We start from the raw sequence: 26,442 nt of genomic DNA on the forward strand, positions 1-26,442 counted from the left end.
TGGAGAAGAGTACGCAGTGCCTGGCTTACAGGGAGGAGACGCCGCAGATTGAGAGCGTTTCTAGGAGAGCAGAGCTGCCGAAGTTCACTCCGGAGCAGTTCCCTGAATTTACTTCAAGATCTTTTTGAAGAAAGACAGTAGGGGAAACCGGCCGCAGACCGTTATTTCTGTTAAAGTGAGGCATGTCTTTACCGCACCGAAAGAGGGAATACAGCTCTTAAGGGAAGGGGTACGGCAGTCTAACAAGGGTGGTACCACGGTCTTTTCGTCCCTTACCGGGAGGAAAGGCCTTTTTTTGTTGACAATATGATGATTAAGGGGGCAGTACACGCCATGAAAGAGAAGCTGGAAGCGTTGAAGGTTGAGGCATTGGCTAAGCTGCAGGAAGTAACCGATCCGCAGGTTCTGAATGACTTACGCGTGAAGTATCTGGGCAAAAAAGGCGAGTTAACCGAGGTTCTGCGGGGAATGGGAGGGCTTAGCGCGGAAGAGCGTCCGGTAATCGGCCAGGTGGCGAATCTGGTGCGCAGCGCGATAGAAGATATTATCGGCTCCAAGCAGGAGGCATTCCAGCAGCAGGAAACGCTGAACCGCCTGCAGGCAGAGAAAGTCGATGTTACGCTGCCGGGCCGCGGGTTGCCGCAAGGCGGAATTCATCCGCTCACCCGGGTGGTGCAGGAGATTGAAGATATCTTCATCGGCATGGGCTACCTGGTAGCAGAAGGCCCTGAAGTAGAGACGGATTACTATAACTTCGAGGCACTTAATCTGCCGAAGAACCATCCGGCACGTGATATGCAGGATTCCTTCTATTTGACGGATGATCTCCTGATGCGTACGCAGACCTCTCCGGTGCAGATCCGCACCATGCAGGCAATGCAGGGCGAAACCCCGGTCAAAATCATCTGTCCGGGCAAAGTGTTCCGCCGAGATGATGATGATGCCACCCACTCCTTCCAGTTCCATCAGATCGAAGGTCTGGTCATTGGACGGGGAATCCGCATGAGTGACTTGAAGGGTACATTGCAGCAGTTCATGAAAGAAATGTTCGGCCCGAGTGCGGGGATCCGTCTTCGTCCGAGCTTCTTCCCATTCACCGAGCCTAGCGTTGAAGTTGATGTCAGCTGCTTCAAATGCGGCGGAGACGGCTGCCGGCTGTGCAAACAGAGCGGCTGGCTGGAAATCCTCGGCGCTGGCATGGTACATCCGAATGTACTCAGAATGGGCGGATACGACCCTGAGGAATATAGCGGCTTCGCCTTCGGCGTAGGTGCGGAGCGGATTGCCATGTTGAAATACGGCATCGACGACATCCGTTATTTCTATATCAATGATATGGGCTTCGTGAAGCAGTTCAAGGGCATTTAGATTTTTGACGGGTGAGCGGCTGTTAGATAAATACATCTGAAATAAAGGAAGTGAGCGGACATGAAAGTATCAACCGGATGGCTGGCTGATTATATATCGTTAGAGGGAGTAACCGCTGAAGAGCTGGCGGACAAAATCACCACTGCAGGCATCGAGATTGACGGTGTCGAGCGCCGCAACAAGGGGCTTTCCGGGATTGTAACCGGATATGTGAAATCGAAAGAAAAACATCCCGACGCCGATAAGCTGAACGTGTGTATCGTGGATGCAGGACAGGGCGAGGATCTGCAGATCGTATGCGGAGCAAAGAATGTCGAAGCGGGGCAAAAGGTGCCTGTAGCCTTGGTGGGCGCGAAGCTTCCAGGTCTGGATATCAAAAAAGCTAAGCTGCGCGGCGTATTGTCGCAAGGCATGATCTGCTCGGCTAAGGAGCTTGGGCTCAATGACAAGCTGCTGCCGAAAGAACTGCAGGAAGGCATTCTTGTTCTGCCTGAGAATACCGAGATCGGCCAGGATATTCTGAAGGTGCTGGGCCTGAATGATGAAATTCTTGAATTCGATCTGACACCGAACCGGTCCGATTGCCTAGGCATGATTGGCGCGGCCTATGAGGTAAGTGCGATTCTTGGCCGGGATCTGAAGCTGCCCGATCCGGCAGCGGATCTGGTAGAGACCGGGAGCCAGGCATCCGACTCTATTTCCGTAAAAATCGAGAATGACGAATACTGTTCCCGCTATGCAGTACGCTATATTACCGGAGTGAAGCCTGCTGCTTCTCCGCTCTGGATTCAGAACCGGCTGATGGCTGCAGGTGTCCGTCCGATCAATAACATCGTGGATATCACTAACTACGTCATGCTGGAATACGGACAGCCGCTGCATGCCTTTGACAGTGACAAGGTGGAAGGCGGCGTGCTTGGTGTCCGCTTTGCGCAGGAAGGCGAGGTTCTGACTACGCTCGACGGGCAAGAACGCAAGCTGGAGCCGCAAATGCTTGTGATCGCCGATGGGGCAAAAGCCGTAGCGCTTGCCGGAGTAATGGGCGGACTGGCAACGGAAGTAACTGGAGAAACAGTGAATCTGGTGCTGGAATCGGCCAAATTCGACGGTGGAACGGTCCGCAAGGCTTCACGCCAGTTCGGCCTCCGCTCTGAAGCATCATTGCGCTTCGAGAAAGAAGTGGATCCGAATGCCGTAATTCCGGCATTGGACCGGGCGGCAGCGCTGATTGCGCGTTATGCCGGGGGTTCAGTGCATGAAGGCATTGTTCAGGCAGGAGGAGACTCTGTACAGGAGAAGGTTCTGACCTTGCCACTGGAGAAGTTGAACAACTATCTCGGCACGGAGCTGTCACTGCTGGAAGTGAAGACATTGTTTGGCCGTCTGCATTTCAAATGCGGTGATGCCTCCCAGGGAGTTGTTGAAGTTCAGGTGCCAACCAGACGCGGCGACATCAGCTACGATGTGGATCTCATTGAAGAGATTGCCCGGCTGTATGGCTATGACAATATCCCGACAACCCTGATGGAAGGCATTACCACTCCTGGAGCACTCACTAGACAGCAGTTCCTGCGCCGCGAGCTGCGCCGCCTGCTGTCCCTTGGCGGATATCAGGAGGTCATGGGTTATTCCTTCATTCAGCCGGAGCAGAGCAAATGGTTCCCTGCGCTTGCAGAAGGCCAACTTTCTGTGAAGCTGGCCATGCCGATGAGCGAGGAACGCAGCGTGCTGCGTACCAGCCTCATTCCGCAGCTGCTGGATATTGCCCTCTACAATACCAACCGCCGGCAAAGCGATCTGGCGCTGTTCGAAATCGGCAATGTCTTCTTCACCGACGAAGAGCAGCTCACCCGCCAGCCGCGTGAGCTGCCGGTGCTGGGACTGCTGCTGAGCGGAAGCCGCGCAGCCAAACAGTGGAATGTGACGGCAGAGCCTGTCGATTTCTTCGATCTTAAGGGCGCGCTGGAAACCGTATTTGCCCATCTGGGACTTACCGGACGCGTAGTCTACGAAGCTGATGCCCCGCAAGACTATCATCCGGGCCGTTCCGCTTCGGTGTATCTGCTGGGAGATGAAGGGCGCTTGAAGATCGGAACAATCGGCCAGCTTCATCCTGAACTGCAGCGCAAGCTTGACCTGGAGGATACCTATGTAGCTGAGATCCTGCTGCAGCCGCTCTATGAGTCTGCGCGCGCTAACCTGCAGTACAGTGAACTGCAGCGCTTCCCGGGAATGGAACGGGATATCGCAGTCGTTGTGGATTCGGAAGTTCCGGCAGGCCATCTGCTGGCATCCATCCGTGAGAACGGAGGAACACTCCTGCAGAATGTGCAGGTATTCGACGTGTACACCGGCGGCAAAATGGAAAGCGGGAAGAAGAGCGTAGCGATCTCGCTGCTCTACCGTCATACGGAACATACACTGACCGACGAGGAAGTTGGGGAAGTGCATGATAAGGTTGTTTCCGCACTTCAGCAAACTTTTGGTGCGGAATTAAGAAAGTAGCAGGAATTGTGCAAAGCCGCAGCGAATCCATTTAGAACCAGAGATTCGCTGCGGCTTTTTTCTAATAAGTCTAAGGTTCGGCGGATATGGACTAAATCAATATAATGAAGACGTTTTTTTTGCCAAATGTTTAAGAATAACGCTACAATAGAAGCAGGGATAGCAACTTAGAATCCGCACACATACAAAGGAGGGCACAACTGTGGCTATGGACCGGACTCGTGTCGCCGTGGAGATATATGGAACTTCCTATAAACTTGTCGGAAGCAGCACTGAATATATGAAGCAGGTTGCCCGTTATGTGGACGAGCACATGCGCGCAATTTCCAAATCACATTCCAGACTGGATACACCGCGGATTGCGGTGCTTGCAGCCGTACATATGGCAGAGCAGGCCATCCAGGTTCAGGACTTTAAGAATGAGCTGAATATGCTGACCGGCGAGCGCACGGAGCTGCGCGTGGAGGTATCGCGTCTCCTCGAAGTACAGCGGGAGCGGCAGGAGGAATTCGAACGGCTGGATGCTGCGGCCAAAGAAGAGGCAGCACGGCTGATTGCCGCCGCTGAAGAGGAACGCAAACGGCATTTGGAGATACAGGAACATGAGCGCAAAGTTCATGCCGAGCAGCTGCTTGAAGCAGGGAAGACGGCCGCTGCGGACCGGGATAAGCTGGCTGAAGAGCTGCAGGCCCGCGAGGTGGAACTGAAGACGCTGCGGGATACGAATGAGAATGAGCAGGCTGCTGCCCGCGAGAGTCACCGGCAGGAGCTGGAACGGCTTGAAGCTGTACGTCTGGAGCAGCTGGAAGTACTGAAAGCGGCACATGCGCAGGAGCTGGAACTTCTCCGCGAGACATTGTCCAAGGAGAAAGCGGAAACGCTGTCGGCTCTCCAGCAGGAACTGGCCGAGACCCGGGAGTCGCTGGGAAGCGAGGTTGTGGAGATCCGCACTTCGCTGAGCAAGGAACTGGCGGATACCAAATCCGCGCTGGACAAAGAACTCAGCACCGAAAGAGAAGCGCTGCAGAAAGAGCTTGCCAAGAATAAGGAGCTGCGGCAGTCACAGGGTACCCAAGAGCACCGGCATAAGCAGCAGCTCGGAGAGCTCGAGAAGCAGCTTAGCGAGCTGCGCGGCGGAACCGGGCAGCTTCAGTCCAGGCTGAGAGCGGCGGAAGCGGGGCTGAAGGGTGAACGTGATGCCCGTACGACACTTCTGGCGCAATATGAAGCGGTTCTAAGCCGGGAGGAGCAGCTTTCTGAAGAGCTGCGCTCCGCTACGGAACTGGGAACACTGCTGAATGGGGAGCTGGAAGAGCTGCGCCAGCGTTATGAGCAGGTACAGCGCGAAGCCGTAGAACTCAGAGAATCTCTGCAGGCAACAACCGATACCTTGAGCCACACCAAGGAAGAGCTGCGTTCTGCAGCCGAATTGGGAGAGCTGCTCAGCGATGAGCTGGAAGGACTACGCCAGCGGTATGAGCTGGCACAGCAAGAATCCTCAGAGCTGCGCAAGTCGCTGCAGGGAACCAAGGACAGTTTGCTGAACGTACAGGCGGAGCTTACCCGTACAGCAGAAGAAGCCGGGAACTGGCAGGAGCTTGCGGACAAGCATATGGAGGATATCAGCGAGCTGGAGATGAACCTTCTGGAAGCCGAAGAGAAGTCAGCAGGACTGCAGCGTGAGATTGATACGCTCCGCGGCCAGGCAGACGGAATGGTACAGCAGCTGGACCGTGAGGCCCAACTGCGTGCAGAAGCGGAAATGGAGAGCGCAGCACAGCGCGAAGCTGCAGCGGAAGCCCGCAAGGAACTTTCGGCGCTGCGCGGGCGTTATGAGGAACTCATTGCGCAGTATGATGATGTTCTGCAGGACGGCGAGCAGCTTCGCGAAAGATACGAGCTGCTGGAAGCCGAAAGCGAAGAGTCCACACGGCGTCTCGAGGAGCTCTACGAAGCTAGCCGTGAAGCTGCCGTAACCGCAGCAGAGCAGCAGGAAGTGCTGAAGGAAGCGCGGGAATACGAGGCATCCTGGAAGCATAAGTATGAAGAGCTTCAGCAGCGTCAGCAGCAGTGGAGTGAAGCGGAAGCCACTCTGCGCGAGGAAATCGAGATCTGGCAGCAGCAGGCCGGAGAAGCCGAAGCCGAGGCTGAATCCATGAACCGGGAGCGCAGTGAAGTGCAGCAGCAGCTCGCAGAAATCGGTGAGAGCTACGAGCTCGTGCAGGGCCAGCTTCGTTTAGTGCAGGCGCAGTTCGAACTGCAACAAGGTGAGCTGGATAAGCTCTCTCAGGAACATCGCAATCTCCAAGGGGAATATGCCAAGCTGCAAAGTGAATATAATGAATGGATTCAACTGATCGAACAGGATAGTTGAATGGCGGACGCAAGACAAAGACGGGGCCCGGGCAGTGAATTCTGCCTGGGCCCCGTCTTTGTCTAAATATAAGAATTTATAGGCTTCACGCTATAAATTATCCTTCTATTTCTCGCTGAAACGGATACCGTCCTTTTGAGGACGGTGAAGCCGTTTCCACTTGTTAGATATCAAGTTAGCATCTGCGGGTAACTGTATGCTATTATTCCACGATAATCTTAGCGCTCATCGAGCTGTGCCCGGAGCCGCACATGATTGCACAGGTCATTTCAAAGGTTCCTGCTTCCTCTGGAACAATGACGCGGGAAGAATCCTTGGCGGTTAATTGAAGCTCCAGCTCAGGAACAAGAATTCCGTGGTTGCCGCTTTCGTTCTTAAAGGTGATCTCCACCGGCACGCCTTTTTTTAAATGATATTCCTCCTGGTCAAAGCTGTAATTCGTAGCAGAAATGACGAGTTCATCCTCCGGCTTAATGCCGGAAGCGGCAGTGGCATTATTGCTGGTGGAGCTGGCTTGCTTGCCGTTGCCGCCACTACAGGCCGATAGTATAAGAACAAATGCGATGGACAGCAGCATAGCTGATCTTCGGATCATCTTCATCCTCCTATAACTATATTTTGATACCGTTCGGTGACAATAGCATAGCTTACTTTTAAGCGGAAGTCTTGGATAAACTTTTCAAAACTGTTGACAAACAATCAGGCTCAAAATTTCGTCTAAAAATATGTCCGAAGTTTGTCGAAAAATGCAAATAAATGATGCAAAAATAAATTAAATTTATTATAATGAAAGCTATTATATTAACGGTTAGAAGTAGGGGATGTACATCAATTTAGCTAATGATACGTTGAATGCAGAGATATGGCACCGGAGAATATTAAGCGGGTATTGGGTGCTGGTAATTTTCATGCTGGCTGCCCAGCTCATCTTTATGTTGTCAACCCATATGCCTGAAGTCAAGACGGTGCTGATTCCGAGCAAGGGGCACCTATTTATAGGATGTAATATAATGATTGTGATCGCGATGATACTCGCCGAAATGTGGTTGCGCACTACCTTGCAATATCACAAGCAGGCTGTTGTTGTTTGCGGGTTTATTGTCTCCTATTTGATGTATTTCGTCTTGGAGCCGTTTGTTGACGGTGCACAAATGACCCTGATGATGCCAATTATGATTGCGCTTGTTTATTTCGATCAAAGACTGCTGCACGGATTGGGACTGATCAGCTTACTGTTTTATGCCGGTGTTTATTTGGGGCTGGAACGGCCGGTGCTGGACAAGCCGGTGCTGGAGTTTCTGATGGTAGAGTGCGTGTTTATTGTGTTCGTTGTGATGGCTCAGGCCGTAATTGTCCGGGCACGTGAAGCCCGTGAGCATCTGGAGCAGCTGACCATATCCGAACAGGAACTTATGGTTGAGCGGGCAATTTCCGATAAGATGCTGAAGATTGATGCACTTACCGGTCTTTACAATCACAAGTCATTTCATGAATATCTGGACTCGCTGCTGGAGCAGTGTGAAAGCAACGGGCTGCGGCTGCAGCTGGCGCTGTTTGATATTGATAACTTCAAGCAGGTGAATGATACTTATGGACACTGGGTCGGAGACCTTGTGCTGAAGGAGGTTGCGGCCAAGATGGGCAGCCTGATCAGCTTAAATGATTTTTCGGCGAGGTATGGCGGTGAGGAATTCGCAGTGATCTTCACGGATAAAAGCTTTCACGATGCTTATGCCGCTGCAGAGAAGATGCGGATAAATATCGCCCAGATGGAGCATCCCTATGCCGGGGACAAGCCGATTACGGTCAGCATCGGGTTATGTGATTACCAGCTCGGAGACGGCAAAGAGCGGCTGTTCCGCAAGACAGACAATGCCTTGTACGAAGCTAAGCGGAGCGGAAAGAATACTGTGGTTACCGCATCTGTAGCCCATGACGATGATCCGGTCATGTCCTATGCGTAAGTTACTATAATAAACCCCCTATTTCCGTTATAATCCGGAAATAGGGGGTTTCGTTGTCTGCAGAGCCTCTGACAGGCGATACGTTATTTTCCCGCTTCAAACGGAGTGGATACCGGCAGAAACAGGTCGATAATCCCTATGACGAGTGCTGCCAGAAGCGCTCCAAGGATGGAGACGCTGACACCGCTCACGACAAATTGGGCGATCCAGATGACTAACGCGCTGACGATAAAACCGACGATTCCGCGGCCGAAGGGCGTTGTTTTTTTGCCGAAGATTCCCTCAATAACCCAGCCAAGCAGAGCGATCACCAGGGCAAGGACAAGCGCACTCCAGAAACCGCCGATCGTAAACTGCGGGACAATCCAGCCGACAATCAGCAGCACGATGGCTGCAACGATGAAACGGACGACATGACCCAAAAATTTCACTGAACTAACCTCCTTTGCCTTCGTTTCAAGGATATGTGCAGTTGTTATTGTGACCTGAATCGCCGATTCTATGCCTAAATAGCGCAAATGGGCCGAATTAGGTATAATGTAAACATCTATGAAGGGAGCTGTGACAGTAATTGGACGACAAGATTTTGCATACGCTTGAATATCGCAAGATTTTAAATAAATTGATGCAATATACGCAAACTCCGATGGGACGGCTGGCGGCGGAAGACCTGAAGCCCTCCGGTGATTTTGAAGGGGTGAAGAAACTGCTGCAGGCCACGGATGAGGCGGCTAACGTTGACCGGTTGAAGGGTATTCCTTCTTTTGGCGGGGTTAGCGATATTCGGCCTGCGCTGAAACGCGCCTCCATCGGCGGCATGCTGGGAACGACGGAGCTGCTGTCGGTTGGTAATACCATTGGCGGCGCCCGCCGGGTCAAGCGGTTTCTGGCGGCCATGCATGAGGATGAGAAGATCCATTCTCTGTTTGCCTTAAGCGATCTGCTCTCGGAGCAGAAGCATGTAGAGGATGACATCCGGGCCTGCATTGATGAGAATGCGGATGTGCTTGATTCGGCAAGCCATGAGCTTGCCACGATCCGCAGGGAGCTGCGCGGAGGGGAGACGAGAATCCGTGAAAAGCTGGATTCAATGATCCGTTCCTCCTCAGTGGCCAAGATGCTGCAGGATCAGCTGGTGACGATCCGCGGTGACCGGTTTGTCATTCCGGTCAAGGCCGAATACCGTGCCCATTTTGGCGGAATCGTGCATGACCAGTCCGGTTCGGGGGCAACGCTGTTCATTGAGCCGGAGTCTATTGTGGCGATGAACAATAAGCTGCGGGAGACCCGACTGCGCGAGGAACGCGAGATTGAGATCATTCTCCACCGGCTGACCGCGCTGGTAGGCGACATTGCTGAAGAGATGACCTATGATGTCGATATCCTTGGTGAGCTTGATTTCATCTTTGCCAAGGCGCGTCTGGCGCGTGATATGAAAGCGACCCAGCCACGGATGAATGATCGTGGCTACCTCAAGCTGCGCAAGGGACGCCACCCGCTTATTCCGGCGGAACAAGTCGTTCCCTTGGATGTGGAGCTTGGCAATCAATACAGCTCAATCATCGTTACCGGGCCGAATACGGGCGGTAAGACGGTTACGCTGAAGACCATTGGCCTGCTTAGCCTGATGTCGATGTCCGGATTGTTCATTCCGGCAGAGGAAGGCAGCCAGATGTGTGTATTTGATGCGATTTATGCCGATATTGGGGATGAACAGAGCATTGAGCAGAGCCTCAGTACCTTTTCCAGCCATATGACCAATATTATTTCCATACTGAAGCGTATGACTCCGAAAAGTCTGATCCTGCTGGATGAGGTGGGAGCGGGAACAGATCCGGCCGAAGGCTCGGCACTCGCCATTGCGATTCTGGAGCATATTCACCGGATAGAATGCCGGATGGTGGCCACCACGCATTACAGCGAACTGAAGGCTTATGCCTATGAACGCAAAGGGGTCATCAATGCCAGCATGGAATTTGATGTGCAAAGTCTCAGCCCAACCTATAGATTGCTGATTGGTGTACCGGGCCGAAGCAATGCATTTGCCATTGCCGAACGCCTCGGCCTGCAGAGTGACATTCTTGAGCATGCCCGCGGCGAGGTCAAGGAAGAGGATCTGCGCGTGGAGCACATGATTGCTTCACTTGAAGAGAACCGGCTGGGTGCAGAGAATGAACGCGAGCGTGCTGAAGTGGTCCGCCGTGAAGCGGAAGAATTCCGCAACCGGCAGCAGCTGGAGCTGGAGAAGCTGGAGAGCCAGCGTGACAAGCGGCTGGAGAAGGCGGAGAAAGACGCCAGTGCCATTCTGGACAAGGCGCGTAAGGAAGCGGAGGAAATCATCAGCGATCTGCGGAGGCTGGCGATGGAGGAAGGTGCCTCCGTCAAGGAGCATAAGCTGATTGAAGCACGCCGCCGCCTCGATGAAGCCGAGCCGGCACCGCGTAAGAAGGCGGTATCCCGCAGCAGCAGCGGCAAAGCGCCGCGGCGGATTCAGCCCGGAGATGAAGTCAAACTGCCGAGCGTGAATCAGAAAGGCTTCGTCGTGGAGCTGAGCGGAACGAAGGAAGCGCTGGTGCAATTCGGCATTATGAAGATGAAGGTTAATCTGAACGATCTGGAGTTCCTGGCTTCCGCCCCGGATGTCCCCGTTCCTGCGCTTCGCCGGGCTACTACAGTGAAACGTACCCGTGACGAGAACATCCGCAGTGAGCTGGACTTGCGCGGGACGAACCTGGAAGAGGCAATCATGGAGACCGACCGCTTTATTGATGAAGCCTTTCTCGGCAACCTGGGCCAGATTTCGATCATACACGGCAAAGGAACCGGCGTGCTGCGAACAGGCATTCAGGAGTACTTGCGCAAGCATAAGCATGTCAAAAGCTACCGGCTCGGGAATTATAATGAGGGCGGCGCGGGCGTAACCGTGGCTGAACTGCAATAGCGGCGGAGCCTGGCGGAAAGAGGGGGAAAGATGCAAGAAACTATTGATCTTATGCTGGGCCATCCGCTGGGCGCGCTGATCGGTTACTTCACCGTGGCGATTTTGGGGCTGGTGGTGTTTCTGTCCTTTTTTGAAATGGTGACGAAATATAACTGCTGGGAAGAAATCCGCAAAGGAAACTTGTCGGTAGCCATGGCGACAGGCGGCAAAATCTTCGGCATTTGCAATATCCTGCGCTTCAGCATACAGGCAGGGGCATCGATTTACGAAACGATGAAATGGTCGGTTGTCGGATTTCTGCTGCTCTTGCTGGCTTATTTTTTGTTCGAGTTTTTAACCCCTGTTTTTTCAATTGATGATGAAATTGCCGCAGATAACCGGGCTGTCGGATTGACGGCCATGCTGATCTCAATTTCACTGTCTTATGTAATTGGCGCCGCTATATTCTAACTCAGGGAGTAGGAAAATCATGAAGATGCTGATCCGGATTCTGTTTTTTTCCGCCCTGGCTTTTATAGCGGCCGGTATTATTTATTTAATGGTGAATTGAATTTAAATGTGAGGTAAGAAGGAGATTTTAGTGATGGAAACAACCGTATGCCCTTGGTGTCATACCGAAATCGTGTGGGACGAGGAATTTGGACCCGAAGAGACTTGCCCCCACTGCAACAATGAGCTTAGCGGCTACCGTACAGTCACTCTGGGCAGTGACGATCTGGAAGAAGACGAGCCGGAGACTGAGGACGAACCGGAGTCAGAGGAAATCAGCGATGAGGACTTGTGGGACGACAGCGACAAGGAGAGCGTAGTGCCAATATTCAATACCGCCAGCCAATTCAGCGACGATTATGATATGAAGCGTTACGAGCATAGCGTTTCTGCAATTCTTGCTGCACAGCTTGAAGCGCCCGAGTGCCCGCAATGTCATGAACTGATGGTGCTTGCCGGTACACAGAAGGTAGACAGCTTTGAGCCATCAATTCCCGAAGCACTGGGTGGAGCTGTATTGAAAGCGCCGTTTGCGCTTAATCTCTATGTATGCCCTTCATGTTTTCATGTTCAGCACAATCTCGCGCAGGAAGACCGTATTCAGTTTGTGCGTAACCTGAGCACCTCTGCGGAATAAATGCCGATTCATGTCAGCCCTGCTTTCTGGACATATTAAAGCTAGGAATGTCCAAAAGGCAGGGGGTTAATTATGAAAAGCTTATTACGTAATCAGGCGGTTCTGCTGCTTGCCGTGGCCGGGCTGTATATGCTGGCGAGTGTGCTGGCAGGCACTTTTCTGAACGTCTATCTGTGGAAAAGCCGCCAAAATTTTGCCATGATCGGCTGGTTTACGGTTGCTCAGCAGGTGGCTGTTGGCCTCAGCTTCTGGGTGGGCGGCAAATGGGTGAAGGAGCATAATAAGATGAATGCCCTGCGGCTGGGAATCGCCGTTTCGGGCTTTTTTTATTTGCTGGTGCTGTGGCTGGGCGGACAAGCAGTGCATTATATCTGGCCGCTCGGCCTGATCCTGGGGCTCTCGATAGGCTTCTTTTGGCTGGCATTCAACATCGTGTTTTTCGAAATTACCGAAGCGGTTAACCGTGATTTCTTCAATGGGTGGATGGGGCTGCTCGGTTCCTTTACCGGCATCGTCGGACCGTGGGTTTCCGGTTGGCTGATCTCATTGTGGCCAGGGGAACACGGGTACCGCGTCGTATTTATAATCTCGCTCTGCACTTATGGTATTTCAGCCGTTCTCAGCTTTCTGCTGCAGAAGCGTAAGAGCGAAGGGATCTACCTGTGGCTGGAGCCTTGGAAAGAGCTCCGGCGTGCCGGGAGCCCATGGAGACCGGCAGCGGCTTCGCTGCTGTTTCAAGGGTTGCGTGAGGGTGTTTTTTCATTTCTCATCGGCTTATTAGTGTACATAGCAGCTAAAGAAGAGAGCAAGCTGGGGCAGTTTGCACTCATTACCTCAGCTGTATCTCTGATCAGCTATTTTGCCGCCGGTAAGTGGTTCAAGCCCAAATTCCGCTCCGCAGGCATGTTGGCCGGGGGCCTGCTGCTGTTGGCTGTGATTACGCCGCTGCTCTGGAAAGTCAGCTACGGGACGCTGCTGATCATGGGCATAGGAACCTCGCTCTGTATTCCGCTTTACATGCTGCCTATGGTTTCGACCAGCTTTGACTTGATGGGCCTGTCTGCGGAGGCTGCCGGCAAACGGGTCGAGCTTGTCGTCCTGAGGGAGCTGAGCCTCATGAGCGGACGGCTGCTAGGGGTGTTCGTATTCATTGCGGTGCTGTCTGTGAACGACTCACCGCAGGTCATCACGCTGCTGATGTTGCTGCTGGGTGCATCTCCGCTGGGCAGTTGGCTGATCTTACGCCGTCTGCTGAGAAGCGGCAAATATCATCCGTCTTGAAGAGGGCGTGATGACCGGATAGGGGGAAGGTTAAGTTTGGCCAAGAAAAAAGGTTATGGCCTAAGGACGAAGGTTGCAGTTATGGTATCCGCTGTGGTGATGTTGGTCATGCTGGTGCTCTACATTATTTTCCGGAATCAGATTATCCCGCAGACCCGCCATGCCCTGGAGGATAAAGCCATTACGATTGCCCGCACCCTTGCCCTGATGCCGCTGGTGTCGGAAGGGCTAGGGGAGGGCCGCAGCAAGGAGATTCAGGCCTATACCTCCAAAATCACCCGCCGCAATGATATTATGTTTGTAGTCGTTATCGATATGAACAGTATCCGCTATTCGCATCCTGATGCCTCAATGATTGGAAGGCACTTTGTGGGTGGAGGACAGAAGATGGCACTGCGCGGGGAAGAGAGTATCTCCGAAGGCGAGGGGCTGCTGGGCAAGTCACTGCGCGCCTTTGTACCAGTGTATAACAACAGAGGTTCTCAGGTGGGAGTAGTCGTAGTCGGACTTTCGCTGGAACGCGTACACCGTCTGATAAGGCAGAATGAATGGACCATTATCGCGATTCTGCTGTCCGGTGCCGTGCTTGGAGCCGGAGGGGCGATCGTGCTGGCCCGGAAAATCAAACAGATGATGTTCGGCATGGAGCCTTCAGATATTTCCAAGCTGCTGGAAGAGCGCAGCGCCATGCTGCAGTCTGCACGCGAAGGTATTATTGCGGTAGATGATAAAGCCCGGATCACAATGATCAATGTGGAAGCAGAGCGGCTTCTGGGAACGGTGGGCATTACTGGCAATGCGATGACCCGGCATATCGCAGATTATTGGCCTGAGCTGCGTCTTGAGCCCGTGCTGGCCACCGGGGAAGCTAAGGTCGATCAGGATCTTGAACTGAACGGAATCACATTGCTCGTCAACAGTGTTCCGATCCGGGTGAATGGCCAGATTGCGGGAGCCATCGCTACATTCCGGGACAAGACCGAGCTTGCCGTGCTGGTTGAACAGCTGTCCGGCATTTCCGTATATGCGGACGCCCTGCGGGCCGGGACGCATGAATTCATGAACAAGCTGCATGTCATTATGGGAATGACACATATGGGCCTGTACGATGAGCTTCAGCAGTACATCTCGGGCATGGTGGGCAACTACCAGAAGGAAGTTGGTTCCATTACAAGACAGATTAAGGACCCCGTGATGGCAGGCTTCCTACTGGGGAAATTGAGCCGGGCCCGCGAAGCGGGAATTGATCTGCAGCTGACCGGGGACAGCTATTTGCCGGAATCGGCAGACCCGCAGTGCATACATGAACTGATTACGATTGCCGGCAATCTGCTTGACAACGCTATGGAGGTACTTAAGGGGTATAGCGTTAAGGAGATAGGGCTTGCTTTTTATTATGACCGGGGGCACCTGATTTGTACCGTACGGGACAGCGGGCCGGGAATTCCAGGGGGGCTGCGGGAGCAGATATTTGTTCAAGGCTTCTCCACCAAAGGAGAGCAACGGGGGATCGGTCTGTACCTGGTCCGGAAAAGCGTGGAGAAGCTGAAGGGTAAGCTTCAGATTGTAGATGACGGGAAGCCGGGAACAACGTTTATGGCCGATGTGCCATATGCTGTGAAGGGTGATGAAACTGTATGAACATTAAGGTGCTGATTGTTGAGGATGATCCGATGGTGGCGAAATTCAACCGCCATTATCTGGAGCAGGTGCAGGGTTTTGAGTTCGCAGGCTGGGCCTCTTCAGGCGATGAGGCTGCAAAGATGCTTATGGATCGTGAAGTAGACCTGATACTGCTCGATATTTATATGCCGCATACCAACGGGCTGCAATTGCTGTCCTCCCTGCGGGAGCAGGGAAGCATGGTTGACGTTATCGTGATTTCCGCAGCCAGCGACAATGGGAGCATCCGTAAAGCGCTGCAGCACGGGGCTGTTGACTATTTGATCAAGCCCTTTGAGTTCGCCCGTTTTCAGGCGGCGTTGTCTGCATACCGGGAGGATCATCTGCTGATGAAGCATAGGGAGCATCTCAGCCAGGAGCAGCTTGACAAGCTGCTGCGGCATTCCCTGGGAACCGAGGAAGACAAAGCGGGGACTCTGCCCAAGGGACTTGCGGAAGGGACGCTGGAGAGCATTTGGAACACCATACAGCAGTTGGAAAGGCCGGTATTCTCCACCGAGGATATTACGGCAAGTGCTCCGCTTTCGCGGATCTCTGTCCGCAAATATTTGGCTTTTCTCACGGAGGCCGGTGTGTTGGAGATGGAGATCAGCTATGGAGCGGTGGGCAGGCCGGTATATATGTACACAGTATCTGCTACGGGCCATGAAATTATAGCTAAATATATATAAGCGGCAGCTGCCAATCAAGAGGGACCTTCGGGTCCCTTTTTACTGTACAGGAAGTCGTTGAACCAGACGTGGTTACTCGCCTATTCGCTATGGATTAGGGATTTCATCACTCCTCTATGAATTTAAGAAGCAAATACTAGGCATGTTGGTCCTTCTCTAAATAATATGTCGAATCTACTTGACAATGCTAGGCCTTTTTGACTAGTGTTAACTCAAATATTGGTAGAGAGGATCATGCTCAGAATGCTAGGGTTGTCGATGAAATCATTGTTTTACAAGTTTTGTATGGTACTATGTTTGTTAATTCTGGGTCTTGCTATTTTTCCGCGTCCGTCGCTAGGTTCGGCTAATATTGTGAACCCTGGACAGGTCTATTCCTATTCCACTATGGAAAGAGATATTAAGAGTCTGGCCGCTAAATATCCTGGACTGATCACTTACAAATCGCTGGGTAAGACGATATACGGACGCGAGTTGTGGGCGGTTCAGCTAGGGCGCGGGGAAGCCTCGCTGTTTCTGAATGGCTCGCACCATGCCCGGGAATGGATGACGACTTCACTGCTCATGAAAATGGCAGACTCGTATGCTGAGGCCTATGTCCAGGATCAGAAGCTGGGAAACTATAAGGTGAGAGATTTGCTGAACAATGTCAGTATCTGGATCGTGCCGATGGTGAATCCGGATGGTGTCACGCTGGCTCAGCAGGGCACAGCGGGTCTGTCTAAGAGTCTAGCTTCCACACTGGTAGGCTACAATGGAGGAAGCAGTAATTTCAAACGCTGGAAAGCGAATATGCAAGGGCTCGACCTGAACCGCCAGTATCCAGCGAGCTGGAGCACGATCAGGAATACTTCGCCTTATCCGTCGTACCAGAATTACAAGGGTGTGAAACCGGCGCAAGCGCCGGAGATCCGGCTTATGATGGATTTCACTTATACGCTGGATCCGGAAATGACCATTTCCTATCACAGCTCCGGCGAGATTGTTTTCTGGAACTTCAACACGCTGGCAGCCAATCTGGGACGGGACAAAAAAATCGCCGCCGATGTCGGACTCTTTACCGGCTATTCTCTTGTGAAGCCGGAGAAGAATCCATCCGGTGGAGGCTACAAGGATTGGTTCATCCAGGAGTTTAAACGACCTGGCCTTACGATTGAAATCGGCTCGTACGCCGGTGAAGGGCCACTGCCGCTCAGCGCTTTTAATAACATCTGGGCGAAGAATAAGAAAGTCGGAGTGTATGCAGCTGCGGTCTCATATGATCTTTGGCTCAAGAAGCAGACGCTGGAGCAGGTTGGGCTACCCATGAATCTGTTCACCCAATCGGCAGTATTCTCCGGTACCGGAAATTCGCCAGCCATAGGCACGCAGCCGCCGCAGGAAGTATATGTAATCGCACGTAAGGGAAACTGGTTCCAGATCAAGTACGGCAGCGGTGTGGGTTGGATTTGTCCTGCACCTGGAACATTGGCTGTCGTGGAGGCAGTAGAAGCTACTGCTCAATTGAATGCACAAACAAAGCTGTATAAGTATCCTGATCTTCTGGCTCCCAAGGCGGGCAGCCTTCCGCCACAGAAGGTAGAGGTCAAAGGCAAGTACGCCAATTGGCTGCTGGTCTCGAGCTTGAACGGGACGTGGTGGATTGACGGAACTTCGCTTACTCTGGTAGAGGCTGCGGACCCTACGGCAGTGTCACAGGGTGCAGAGGAAGTAAATAATAGCGCCGAAACTGAAAGCAATAGCATTAATGAAGGAGGAGCACCCTCCGAAGAAAACAGTAACGCAGCGGAAAGCAGCGGCGTTACTGAATAAAGCAGATCTGCAGAAGGCAGTGGAAATGTTGGACGGTGAGTGTTGCAGAAGTGATAGTTAAATCATAACATCATGCGAAAACGGCAGACCCGAAACTACAGGTCTGCCGTTTTCATTTCCAGCCATACATAAGCATCTGCACCAGGCAATTTAAGATTAACTTAAGATTCTCGAAATATAGCAGAAAGGTTGAAAGGATATTCTTGATCCATATGTCTGACAAGAGAAGGGACAGAATCAGGAGAAGAGGTTAAGAGAGATGAAAACAATACAGCGGACTATCATCCAAGCATTAATGATTATATTGGTTATGGTCACAGGCGTGCTGCCCTTACTGCAACCGGGGATGGCCCATGCGGAAGCGGCTCCACTTGCTGTAGATGCGGACCGGATTGACAAATTTGTGGAAACGATGCGGGAGAAACTGGATATTCCGGGTGTGGCGGTCGGGATTGTGCAGGGAGACCAGACCGTCTACACCAAGGGATATGGAATTTCCGGCCCTGAGGGTCAGCCCGTTACAGCGCAAACCCCTTTTATTCTAGGCTCGGTCTCCAAATCGTTTACGGCGCTGGCCATCATGCAATTGGTTGAACAAGGGAAGATTGACCTGGATGCGCCGGTACAGCGCTATTTGCCTGACTTCGAGCTTGCCGACAAGAAAGCGTCCAAAACCATTATGGTCCGGCATTTACTGAATCAGAACAGCGGACTGTCCACTTTACATGGGCGGACAGCTTTTACCAACACGGTGCCAACGATAGATGAACTTATACATAATCTGAAAGATACACCTTTAACTGAGGCCGTCGGCAACAAGTTTCAATATTCCAATGCCAATTACGATATACTCGGGGGGATTATTCAGGCCGTTTCCGGCAAGTCTTATGCTGGATATATTCAGGATCATGTGTATTCTCCTTTGAATATGCAGAACAGTTATACTTCTACACCCGAAGCGAAACTACAGGGATTGGCCACAGGCTACAAGTCCGTCTTTGGTTTCATGGTTCCTTTTGAGCAGCCGGACAACCAATCCATGCTTGCGTCCGCCTATCTGATCTCAAGCGCAGAAGATATGAACCATTATTTAATTGCTCAAATCAATGGCGGAAAGTTCCATGATCGCAGCGTGGCTACTCCGGAAAGTGTTGCGGAGATGCATCAGCCGGTCATAAAAGACCCTACCACCGAAGGCAGTGAATACGGTATGGGCTGGGAGATCATTAATGGTATTGTTCAGCATGCGGGTGATGTTGAGAGCTTTCACGCCGATATGAAGCTGGACGGGGACGTAGGTGTTGTGGTATTGATCAATGCCCATGATTATTTGGTCCGCGGCTACAAATTAAGCATGGTGGCTGATGGAATTCTTGACATTATACATGGCCGCGAGCCGGTCGAGGATACGGGCAGCATTACCGGTACCCATATTTTCATTGATCTGGCTTGTGCAGCAGTGGCAATTTTGCTGGGAGTGTCGGTTTTCAACCTGATTAAACGCAAGAAAAGCTTTCGGTTTACCCCGTTGCGGATCAGCGTATTCGCATTTTGTCTGCTTTTGTTTAATGTAGCGCTGCCGATTACGGTATTATACGGTCCTAGTCATATTTTTGCCCCATGGAGAGTGGTGGTCTCCTTTCTGCCTGGAGTTGGACATCTCGTCTTTGTCCTGAGTATCCTATCGCTGGGGATCGGTGCTGCCAAGCTGATTGTACTGGTTCATAATCTGCGTCTGCACAGAATGAAGGGAAGCGGGAAAACGATCGCCAGCTAGAATTGAATAGAGGAACCTGAGGCCGACCACTCCAGCCGGAAGATCCAGTTACTTTAGTTACTAAATGTTTTTTTTAATTACGTAAGCTTCCAAAAACAGCAGCTTTGCCGCTATGATTATTGTGAAAATATGCACAAGGGGGCAAAGATTACACATGAAAAAGAAAACAGCAGCTGCTCTTCTTCTCATTCTCTCCGTCATGCTTGTTATCGCTGGATGCGGTAACGGAAACAGCAACAATAATACCAGCAGCAACGCAAATGAGAACAAGAGCAAGAACAGCGCGACAAACGCGCCGAAAGAAACTGAAGCCGTTTCGGGGGCATCCGAAGCAAGCTATACACCGTTCGATCAATTAAAAGATAAATATGATATTATCATTGTCGGTGCAGGCGGGGCTGGGATGTCTGCTGCACTTGAAGCAAAAGAAAAGGGCATGAATCCGGTTATTTTGGAAAAAATGCCGGTTGCCGGCGGGAACACAACAAAGTCATCTTCCGGAATGAATGCTTCGCAAACGAAATTCCAAAAAGAGCAGGGCATTGAAGACAGCAATGATTTATTTTATGAAGAGACATTAAAAGGCGGTCATGATACCAACGATAAAGAAATGCTCCGTTTCTTCGTTGACAATTCAGCAAGCGCTATTGATTGGCTGGATTCCATCGGAATTCGCTTGAACAACATCACGATTACTGGCGGGATGAAGGAAAAACGTACACACCGTCCTGAAGATGGTTCAGCGGTCGGACAATACCTTGTTAAAGGTTTGGTGAAAAACGTACAAGAAAAAGGCATCCCGCTTTTTGTGAACGCGGATGTTAAGGAGATAACTGAAAAAGACGGCAAGGCAAACGGCGTCAAAGTCCTCTTTAACCAAAAGGATGAGAAAACCATTACAGCGGCTGCTGTTATTGTGACGACCGGCGGTTTCGGCGCGAATATGGATATGATTTCTAAAGTGAGACCTGACTTGGAAGGATATGTGACTACAAACCAGATCGGCAGCACCGGTGACGGCATCCAGATGATTGAGAAACTCGGCGGCACGACAGTCGATATGGATCAAATTCAGGTTCACCCGACGGTGCAGCAGGACAAATCCTATCTCATTGGGGAAGCTGTCCGCGGTGAAGGCGCTCTGCTTGTCTCAAGTGAAGGCAAACGGTTCACCAATGAACTGGACACGCGGGACAAAGTCACAGCTGCAATCAATACACTTCCAGAGAAATCGGCTTTCCTTGTATTTGATTCCGGCGTAAAGACCCGTGTTAAAGCGATTGAACAGTACGAAAAGATGGGCTTTGTGATCCAAGGAGATTCTATCGAGGCATTGGCCAAAGAAATGAATGTCCCGGCAGATCAGCTGCAAAAGACACTGGATACCTGGAACAGCTCGGTGAAGAATAAAAAGGATGCTGAATTCGGCAGAACTACAGGAATGGACAACGACTTGTCCGGTGCGCCATACTATGCGATTAAAATCGGCCCAGGGATCCATTACACCATGGGCGGCGTAAAAATCAACACGAACACAGAAGTACTGAATAAAGACGGCAAACCTATTACAGGACTGTTTGCGGCTGGGGAAGTTGTAGGCGGACTGCACGGACAAAACCGGATCGGCGGCAACTCTGTAGCGGAAATCATTATTTTTGGCCGTCAGGCGGGTATTAAAGCTGCTGAATTCGTCAAAGCACAATAAGCAATCAATACCTCTTCTATTAGGCAAAACAAAAGCTTGGGCTCAACAGAGCCCAAGCTTTTTGCTGCTTTTATGCCTGTATGGCGGGAGAAGGAGAAGGTTTGGTTGACCGGGTCAGTGAGAACAGCTCCAGCTCGGGCCGGTACACGCCTGCAAGGGTATCCGCCAGAAGCTCGGCAGCAATCATACTGTAGATCGTGCCGTTTCCGCCATAACCTTCAATGAAATAGCAGTGGGGATACTCTGGATGCGGGCCCATATAGGGAAGTCCGTCCCGGGTTGAACCGAAGACGGCTCCCCATGAATATTCCGCTTCGATCCCCCGGATTTCCGGGAAAAGGGCTTCCAGCTCTTCAAGCAGCCGCTGGCCCTGGGAGAGCACGCGGATATCCCGGCGCTCCTGATCGGTCAACGGCTCATCTTTGCCTCCCGCAATAATCCGGTTATCCGGCGTAGTCCGGAAATAGAGGTACGGGCGGGCAGTTTCCCAGATCAGGCTCTGCTCATACCACTTAGGCAAATGTTCAAGCGGTTTTGTCATAATGGCGTAGGTATTAATAAGCTCGGCGCCACGGTCTTTTTTCATCTCCTGGGTTTCGTAGCCCATGGCAAAAATCACTTTCTTGGCGAAGATCCGTCCGTTCTCGGTAATGCAGGTTACACCCTCGGCGCTGTATTCATAATGCCGTGCCCGGGTATGCTCATAGACGCGGACTCCGTTGTCACGGGCCTTGTCAATCAGGCTGTGAACAGTACGGAAAGGATTTGTCTCCGCATCGCCCTTGGAATACAGCGCGGCTGGTTTGGAGAAGGCGTAATGGGAGCTGACCTTATCCTGCTCCCAGAATTCCGAATCAAAGCCGTGCGATACCAGATTCTCATGCTCCAGCTCCAGAGCTGGCACATCCTCCGGTGTGCTTGCATACAGCAGGCTACTGCGGGGAATAATCTGGGGATCAATGTTCAGCTTGTCCGGCAGCTGGAGAATTCTCCGGGTAGCCTGCTGGCACAGCTTATAGAACAGCACACCGTTTGCTTCTCCAAACGTATTGATGCACGCAGTCAGCGATTTGTCGTTGGCTATCTGCAGCAGGCCGGTATTGGCATGGGAGCTTCCGCTTCCAATTGCTCTTTTATCGATGAGAACTGTATCTGCTCCGCTTAAAGATAAGCGGTAGGAGGACATGGCTCCGCCCATGCCTCCGCCAACAATCAGGCAATCGCATGTAATATCCCCTTCAAGCGCAGGATAGGATGGAGGATTTGGAAATGAGCTGCCCCAAGGTAGCTGCCCGCTGTTTAGTTTCATTTGTTGATCTCTCCTTTATGAGATACAGATAGGGTAGTTTCGCCAGCTTTGCCCGCTCTTATGCACGGGTTTAACCGGCATTCATCCGGGAGCACGCATAACATCCATGCATACATAATGTGCCTGGATACGCGGCATAATAACGACTGCTTGAACCATTTAGAAGGAGGGAAATACACACTATGCAATCGAACCAAATGCAGGCGCTTAGCGGCAAAGAAGTGGAATATATCGCTGACTCCATCTCTAATGAGGATCTGTTGATCAAGCAGCTGGCCGCAACCGCCGGGACGACTCAGAACGCCACGGTGCACCAAATCTGCGTGCAACAAATCCAAAGCCATACTGGTCATATGAATACTCTTGTGCAGCTGCTGGAGCAGCATCAGCAATACGCACCGACACAGCCGCAATAAAGCGGCCGGGTATTAGTATGGAAAGCAATTTCAAAACCAAACTATTGAGGGGGTAATATTGTGTACGCACAAAACGGATCGGCATTTATGTCGGATGAGGATTTACTCAACACAGTGCTTGCAGATTTGAAACGGACGGTACGCGAATATACGACCGCTGCTACGGAGTCGAATTGTCCGACTGTACGCCGGGTATTCAACGACCTGACCATGGATACTTTACGCCTGCAGGGGGAACTGTACACGAAGATGTCCCAAATGAACATGTACACTACGCCAGGCAAGGCACTGCGCCAAGATATTGACAAGCAGATTCAGACCGCTCACCAGACTCAGCAGAAATGCCAGCAGTTCGTGCAGCAAAAAACAGGTGCAGCCGGAACAAACGTACATTATGGAAATGTTCCCCAGCATCAGCCGAACGTACAAAGCTCTTACTATATGTAACCTTCCTGCCGGGGGGTGAAGCAACGAAGGGCCTGACCTGTTCGTGCGTAAAAACCTCAGCAGCTAAAGCCGTCCGCTATCCGCCGGATTTCCTCCGGAGGGGTGGACGGTTTTTTGTGTTGGCGACCCTTATTTCGAGCACTGCCCCGTCTTCCCCGCGGGGTTATTTTGTTTGCAGAACTGTCATTTTCGTGTCATATTAGTATTAAACTCTTTTCGCAGGACGATGCGTGATCTTTACGCAGTTGCCGGTGCGAACTATCCGGAGGGAAGGCATGAAGGAAATGAATGAATTGAAGCGGAAAGTGCTGGAACTGCTCAAGGAGGACGCCCGAAGCTCTACGGCGCTGATGGCGACGTTGCTCGGAGCGGAAGAAGATGATGTTAAGACAGTTATTGAGCAAATGGAGAAAGATCATGTCATTGTAAAATATGCTACTGTCGTGAATTGGGATAAAGTGGATGACGAACGGGTGACCGCATTGATCGAGGTGCAGATCACGCCTGAACGGGGCCGCGGATTTGAAGGCATTGCCGAACGGATCTATCTGTACCCGCAGGTCAAATCGGTCTATTTGATGTCCGGCGCCTACGATCTATTAGTGGAAGTGGAAGGACGCAACCTGCGCGAAGTCGCCAATTTTGTCTCCGAGAAGCTGTCTCCGATTGATTCGGTGCTCTCTACTAAAACCAACTTTACCCTCAAAAAATACAAACAGGACGGTATCATCTTTGAAGAGCATGAAGAGGACAAGCGTCTGATGATATCTCCGTAAAGGAAGTAATGATATGATCACCAATGAACCCAAACCAACCGGAGATACAGGCAAATCAATGAATTCATATTTGGCACCGCTGGTTCAGCAAATCCAGCCCTCAGGCATCCGCAAGTTTTTTGACCTGGCGGCAGGCAGCAAGGATATCATTTCCCTCGGGGTCGGGGAGCCGGACTTCAAGACCCCATGGCATGTCCGTGAAGCCTGTGTCTATTCGCTTGAGAGAGGCTTTACCGGATATACCTCCAATGCAGGGATGCCGGAGCTGCGTGAAGGCATTGCCAATTATCTTCAATCCCGTTTCGCTGTTGAATATAATCCCGCTAATCAGATTATCGCCACGGTAGGCGGAAGTGAAGCCATTGATTTGGCACTCCGCGCATTGATCGCACCGGGAGATGAAATTCTCATTCCTGAGCCCTGCTATATTTCGTATTCACCGATCACTGCAATTGGCGGCGGCATTCCGGTCGGGATCGAGACCTTTGGAGAAAATAACTTCAAACTTACGGCAGAGGCGCTTGAAGCCAAAATTACACCGCGCTCGAAAATATTGATCCTCTGTTACCCGAGTAATCCGACGGGGGCGATCATGAGCCGGGAAGACTGGGAACCGATTGCCAAAGTCGTCGAGAAACATGATCTCATCGTGATTTCAGATGAAATCTATGCCGAATTGACCTATGGAAGCAATCATGTGAGCTTCCCATCACTGCCGGGGATGATCGACCGGACGATTCTGGTCAGCGGCTTCTCCAAAGCGTTTGCGATGACCGGATGGCGGATGGGTTATGCCTGCGGCCACCCCGATTTGATCTCGGCCATGCTGAAGATTCATCAGTATACCGTAATGTGCGCCCCTTCCATGGGGCAGGTAGCTGCGCTGGAGGCTTTGACCAACGGTATGGAAGAGAAAGACCGGATGACGGATTCCTACAATCAGCGGCGGCGCCTGATCATCAAAGGCCTGCGCGATGCGGGATTGGACTGCCATGAGCCGCAAGGCGCATTCTACGCTTTTCCAAGCATACGCCGCACCGGACTGACCTCGGATCAATTTGCCCAACGTCTCTTGCTGGAGTACAAGGTAGCTGCTGTTCCTGGCAGTGTATTCGGCTTAGGCGGCGAAGGTTATCTGCGCTGCTCCTATGCCACATCGGTATCCCAGCTGAACGAGGCGGTAGAGCGGATAGGTGAATTCGTCTTACAGCTGGAACGTGAACGGACTGAATAAGGCAGTGAGATGAAGTTTAGGAGGGATGATTGTGCTCTGCGCCGATTGTTACTTGCCTTCCTATAGCGGGGAATGTTATCCGGGAAACGGAAAACGGTCCTGCAAGGCGGATGCTTCAACTCGCGAACTCTCTCTGGAAGATGAGATTCAGGCACTTCGCAGCAGAATGGAGCAGCTCTTTATACAGGAGAAATCCTTCACCTCAGATATTGTGATTGAAATCAGCAGTTTGCTGGACCTGAAGATTAATGAATATATGAGAGGACGTATGCGCAGGGATTGACTGCACATACATCCATTTGGAGATGGAGGGCCTTAGGGCCCTCCTTCTATTTTTCGCTGAAAATAGATGTATCCTATTACTAGTAAATTCCTTATAATGGGTTATGAATGAACGATCATTCATTTCATGGAGGTGTCTATGAGCATTCAAAGCAAAATGCTGGAGCAGAGATTTATCGACGGCTTTGAGCAACTCGCTCCAGATCAGGCAACGCGCCAAATTATAACTCACGCGCTCGAGGTTTTTTCGAGGAAAGGATTTGCCGGGACCAAAATCAAGGATATTGCGGCCAGTGCAGGATTCAGCCAGGGATATGTATATATGTATTTCAAATCGAAGGAGGAGATCTTCACCAGGATTGTCGAACTGGCGTCGGAAGGGGCAGGACGATCCGTGCAATATGCAGCGGAGCTGGAAGGGACGGCTATGGAGAGAATCACTTGGCTGACCGAGGCGTTTCTGTCCCCGGGCAGTCTTGCGATGCAGCATTGGCGGCTGATTCTTTTGCAGACAGCAACCTCCGAAGCTATCCCGGAAGAAGCGAAGCGGATCTCGAAGGAGAAGATTAGAGAGCCTTTTGAGCAGCTGATTCCGCTTATTATGGAAGGCCAGCGGGCCCTGGAGATTGTGGAGGGCGATCCGCTGGAGCTGGCGATTGCTTATTTTTCATTCATCCAGGGGCTGGGAATTGCAAGAGCTCAGGCCACGGAGCAGAATTCTTTTCCTACTACAGAGCTGGTGCTGCGCTTTTTGAAGAGAAGCTGACAGAA

Annotated in this window: 22 protein-coding genes and 1 other annotated feature (1 of these 23 cut by a window edge); of the genes, 19 read left to right on the forward strand and 3 right to left on the reverse strand. The window is 51.7% G+C overall.

The window, feature by feature from the left end; translation table 11 throughout:
- Positions 1 to 276, forward strand: a binding site (T-box leader); it begins 13 nt to the left of the window's first position.
- A 57-nt stretch (positions 277 to 333) separates the two neighbouring features.
- From pheS to zapA, 3 genes are all read left to right on the forward strand, one after another.
- Positions 334 to 1,368: a phenylalanine--tRNA ligase subunit alpha gene (pheS, locus tag NSS79_RS08850; RefSeq protein WP_342439062.1), complete on the forward strand. Its 1,035-nt coding sequence runs from the start codon at positions 334 to 336 to the stop codon at positions 1,366 to 1,368.
- Between the two features lie 60 nt (positions 1,369 to 1,428).
- The gene (gene pheT, locus NSS79_RS08855) at positions 1,429 to 3,873 is read left to right on the forward strand and encodes a phenylalanine--tRNA ligase subunit beta (RefSeq protein WP_342439063.1); all 2,445 of its coding nucleotides are present in this window, start codon (positions 1,429 to 1,431) and stop codon (positions 3,871 to 3,873) included.
- Positions 3,874 to 4,075: 202 nt separating this feature from the next.
- Positions 4,076 to 6,247 carry a cell division protein ZapA gene (gene zapA / locus NSS79_RS08860; protein WP_341119808.1) on the forward strand — a complete coding sequence of 724 codons (2,172 nt, stop codon included), beginning with the start codon at positions 4,076 to 4,078 and terminating at the stop codon, positions 6,245 to 6,247.
- Positions 6,248 to 6,449: 202 nt separating this feature from the next.
- Here zapA and NSS79_RS08865 read toward each other — a convergent pair whose 3' ends face one another.
- A complete protein-coding gene (locus NSS79_RS08865; RefSeq protein WP_342439064.1) occupies positions 6,450 to 6,842 on the reverse strand; it encodes a cupredoxin domain-containing protein in 393 nt (130 codons plus the stop codon).
- Positions 6,843 to 7,068: 226 nt separating this feature from the next.
- On the opposite strand from NSS79_RS08865, the gene NSS79_RS08870 reads away from it, so the two are divergent.
- Positions 7,069 to 8,211: a GGDEF domain-containing protein gene (locus NSS79_RS08870; protein ID WP_076111461.1), complete on the forward strand. Its 1,143-nt coding sequence runs from the start codon at positions 7,069 to 7,071 to the stop codon at positions 8,209 to 8,211.
- A gap of 83 nt (positions 8,212 to 8,294) precedes the next feature.
- On the opposite strand, the gene NSS79_RS08875 is transcribed toward NSS79_RS08870, so the two are convergent.
- The gene (locus NSS79_RS08875) at positions 8,295 to 8,642 is read right to left on the reverse strand and encodes a phage holin family protein (RefSeq protein ID WP_076111463.1); all 348 of its coding nucleotides are present in this window, start codon (positions 8,640 to 8,642) and stop codon (positions 8,295 to 8,297) included.
- 140 nt (positions 8,643 to 8,782) lie between these two features.
- On the opposite strand from NSS79_RS08875, the gene NSS79_RS08880 reads away from it, so the two are divergent.
- The 9 genes from NSS79_RS08880 (at position 8,783) to NSS79_RS08920 (ending at position 21,207) form a co-directional block, all read left to right on the forward strand.
- Entirely contained in the window at positions 8,783 to 11,152 is a 2,370-nt protein-coding gene (locus NSS79_RS08880; RefSeq protein ID WP_342439065.1) for an endonuclease MutS2, read from the forward strand.
- A 30-nt stretch (positions 11,153 to 11,182) separates the two neighbouring features.
- Positions 11,183 to 11,602, forward strand: a complete 420-nt coding sequence (locus NSS79_RS08885) for a DUF350 domain-containing protein (protein WP_342439066.1) — start codon at positions 11,183 to 11,185, stop codon at positions 11,600 to 11,602.
- A 133-nt stretch (positions 11,603 to 11,735) separates the two neighbouring features.
- The gene (locus tag NSS79_RS08890; RefSeq protein ID WP_342439067.1) at positions 11,736 to 12,278 is read left to right on the forward strand and encodes a hypothetical protein; all 543 of its coding nucleotides are present in this window, start codon (positions 11,736 to 11,738) and stop codon (positions 12,276 to 12,278) included.
- Positions 12,279 to 12,350: 72 nt separating this feature from the next.
- Positions 12,351 to 13,559, forward strand: a complete 1,209-nt coding sequence (locus tag NSS79_RS08895; RefSeq protein WP_342439068.1) for an MFS transporter — start codon at positions 12,351 to 12,353, stop codon at positions 13,557 to 13,559.
- A gap of 36 nt (positions 13,560 to 13,595) precedes the next feature.
- Positions 13,596 to 15,200, forward strand: coding sequence for a DcuS/MalK family sensor histidine kinase (gene dcuS, locus NSS79_RS08900; protein ID WP_342439069.1), 1,605 nt, complete (start codon positions 13,596 to 13,598; stop codon positions 15,198 to 15,200).
- The gene (locus NSS79_RS08905) at positions 15,197 to 15,913 is read left to right on the forward strand and encodes a response regulator (RefSeq protein ID WP_342439070.1); all 717 of its coding nucleotides are present in this window, start codon (positions 15,197 to 15,199) and stop codon (positions 15,911 to 15,913) included. Before dcuS ends, NSS79_RS08905 begins: the two co-directional genes overlap by 4 nt.
- A 354-nt stretch (positions 15,914 to 16,267) precedes the next feature.
- Positions 16,268 to 17,725, forward strand: coding sequence for a M14 family metallocarboxypeptidase (locus NSS79_RS08910; RefSeq protein ID WP_342439071.1), 1,458 nt, complete (start codon positions 16,268 to 16,270; stop codon positions 17,723 to 17,725).
- Between the two features lie 259 nt (positions 17,726 to 17,984).
- The gene (locus tag NSS79_RS08915) at positions 17,985 to 19,502 is read left to right on the forward strand and encodes a serine hydrolase domain-containing protein (protein ID WP_342439072.1); all 1,518 of its coding nucleotides are present in this window, start codon (positions 17,985 to 17,987) and stop codon (positions 19,500 to 19,502) included.
- Positions 19,503 to 19,656: 154 nt separating this feature from the next.
- Positions 19,657 to 21,207 carry a flavocytochrome c gene (locus tag NSS79_RS08920; RefSeq protein ID WP_342439073.1) on the forward strand — a complete coding sequence of 517 codons (1,551 nt, stop codon included), beginning with the start codon at positions 19,657 to 19,659 and terminating at the stop codon, positions 21,205 to 21,207.
- Between the two features lie 70 nt (positions 21,208 to 21,277).
- On the opposite strand, the gene NSS79_RS08925 is transcribed toward NSS79_RS08920, so the two are convergent.
- Complete coding sequence (locus tag NSS79_RS08925) at positions 21,278 to 22,516, reverse strand: FAD-dependent oxidoreductase (RefSeq protein WP_342439074.1); 1,239 nt, start codon at positions 22,514 to 22,516, stop codon at positions 21,278 to 21,280.
- A gap of 182 nt (positions 22,517 to 22,698) precedes the next feature.
- Between NSS79_RS08925 and NSS79_RS08930 the strand changes: the two genes are divergently transcribed.
- The 6 genes from NSS79_RS08930 (at position 22,699) to NSS79_RS08955 (ending at position 26,437) form a co-directional block, all read left to right on the forward strand.
- Positions 22,699 to 22,932 carry a hypothetical protein gene (locus tag NSS79_RS08930; protein WP_076111483.1) on the forward strand — a complete coding sequence of 78 codons (234 nt, stop codon included), beginning with the start codon at positions 22,699 to 22,701 and terminating at the stop codon, positions 22,930 to 22,932.
- Between the two features lie 60 nt (positions 22,933 to 22,992).
- Positions 22,993 to 23,379, forward strand: a complete 387-nt coding sequence (locus NSS79_RS08935) for a spore coat protein (protein WP_342439075.1) — start codon at positions 22,993 to 22,995, stop codon at positions 23,377 to 23,379.
- A gap of 275 nt (positions 23,380 to 23,654) precedes the next feature.
- On the forward strand, positions 23,655 to 24,155 hold the full coding sequence (locus tag NSS79_RS08940; protein ID WP_038588292.1) for an Lrp/AsnC family transcriptional regulator: 501 nt from the start codon (positions 23,655 to 23,657) through the stop codon (positions 24,153 to 24,155).
- 13 nt (positions 24,156 to 24,168) lie between these two features.
- Positions 24,169 to 25,389 carry an aminotransferase class I/II-fold pyridoxal phosphate-dependent enzyme gene (locus tag NSS79_RS08945; protein WP_342439076.1) on the forward strand — a complete coding sequence of 407 codons (1,221 nt, stop codon included), beginning with the start codon at positions 24,169 to 24,171 and terminating at the stop codon, positions 25,387 to 25,389.
- A gap of 25 nt (positions 25,390 to 25,414) precedes the next feature.
- Complete coding sequence (locus tag NSS79_RS08950) at positions 25,415 to 25,672, forward strand: aspartyl-phosphate phosphatase Spo0E family protein (protein ID WP_342439077.1); 258 nt, start codon at positions 25,415 to 25,417, stop codon at positions 25,670 to 25,672.
- 138 nt (positions 25,673 to 25,810) lie between these two features.
- Positions 25,811 to 26,437 (forward strand): TetR/AcrR family transcriptional regulator, encoded by a 627-nt coding sequence (locus NSS79_RS08955; protein ID WP_342439078.1) that lies wholly within the window; start codon positions 25,811 to 25,813, stop codon positions 26,435 to 26,437.
- The last annotated feature ends 5 nt before the right edge of the window (positions 26,438 to 26,442 follow it).

The organism is Paenibacillus sp. FSL L8-0436, assembly GCF_038593025.1.
Classification (GTDB): Bacteria; Bacillota; Bacilli; order Paenibacillales; family Paenibacillaceae; genus Paenibacillus_AQ.

Bases quoted from the DNA above. Each gene is read 5' to 3' on its own strand.
- pheT (WP_342439063.1), top strand. From the start codon at position 1,429: ATGAAAGTATCAACCGGATGGCTGGCTGATTATATATCGTTAGAGGGA.
- NSS79_RS08925 (WP_342439074.1), bottom strand. From the start codon at position 22,516: ATGAAACTAAACAGCGGGCAGCTACCTTGGGGCAGCTCATTTCCAAAT.
- NSS79_RS08945 (WP_342439076.1), top strand. From the start codon at position 24,169: ATGATCACCAATGAACCCAAACCAACCGGAGATACAGGCAAATCAATG.
- NSS79_RS08915 (WP_342439072.1), top strand. From the start codon at position 17,985: ATGAAAACAATACAGCGGACTATCATCCAAGCATTAATGATTATATTG.
- NSS79_RS08870 (WP_076111461.1), top strand. From the start codon at position 7,069: ATGTACATCAATTTAGCTAATGATACGTTGAATGCAGAGATATGGCAC.
- NSS79_RS08920 (WP_342439073.1), top strand. From the start codon at position 19,657: ATGAAAAAGAAAACAGCAGCTGCTCTTCTTCTCATTCTCTCCGTCATG.
- NSS79_RS08890 (WP_342439067.1), top strand. From the start codon at position 11,736: ATGGAAACAACCGTATGCCCTTGGTGTCATACCGAAATCGTGTGGGAC.
- pheS (WP_342439062.1), top strand. From the start codon at position 334: ATGAAAGAGAAGCTGGAAGCGTTGAAGGTTGAGGCATTGGCTAAGCTG.
- NSS79_RS08955 (WP_342439078.1), top strand. From the start codon at position 25,811: ATGAGCATTCAAAGCAAAATGCTGGAGCAGAGATTTATCGACGGCTTT.
- NSS79_RS08905 (WP_342439070.1), top strand. From the start codon at position 15,197: ATGAACATTAAGGTGCTGATTGTTGAGGATGATCCGATGGTGGCGAAA.
- NSS79_RS08930 (WP_076111483.1), top strand. From the start codon at position 22,699: ATGCAATCGAACCAAATGCAGGCGCTTAGCGGCAAAGAAGTGGAATAT.
- NSS79_RS08865 (WP_342439064.1), bottom strand. From the start codon at position 6,842: ATGATCCGAAGATCAGCTATGCTGCTGTCCATCGCATTTGTTCTTATA.
- NSS79_RS08885 (WP_342439066.1), top strand. From the start codon at position 11,183: ATGCAAGAAACTATTGATCTTATGCTGGGCCATCCGCTGGGCGCGCTG.
- NSS79_RS08940 (WP_038588292.1), top strand. From the start codon at position 23,655: ATGAAGGAAATGAATGAATTGAAGCGGAAAGTGCTGGAACTGCTCAAG.
- NSS79_RS08895 (WP_342439068.1), top strand. From the start codon at position 12,351: ATGAAAAGCTTATTACGTAATCAGGCGGTTCTGCTGCTTGCCGTGGCC.
- NSS79_RS08950 (WP_342439077.1), top strand. From the start codon at position 25,415: ATGATTGTGCTCTGCGCCGATTGTTACTTGCCTTCCTATAGCGGGGAA.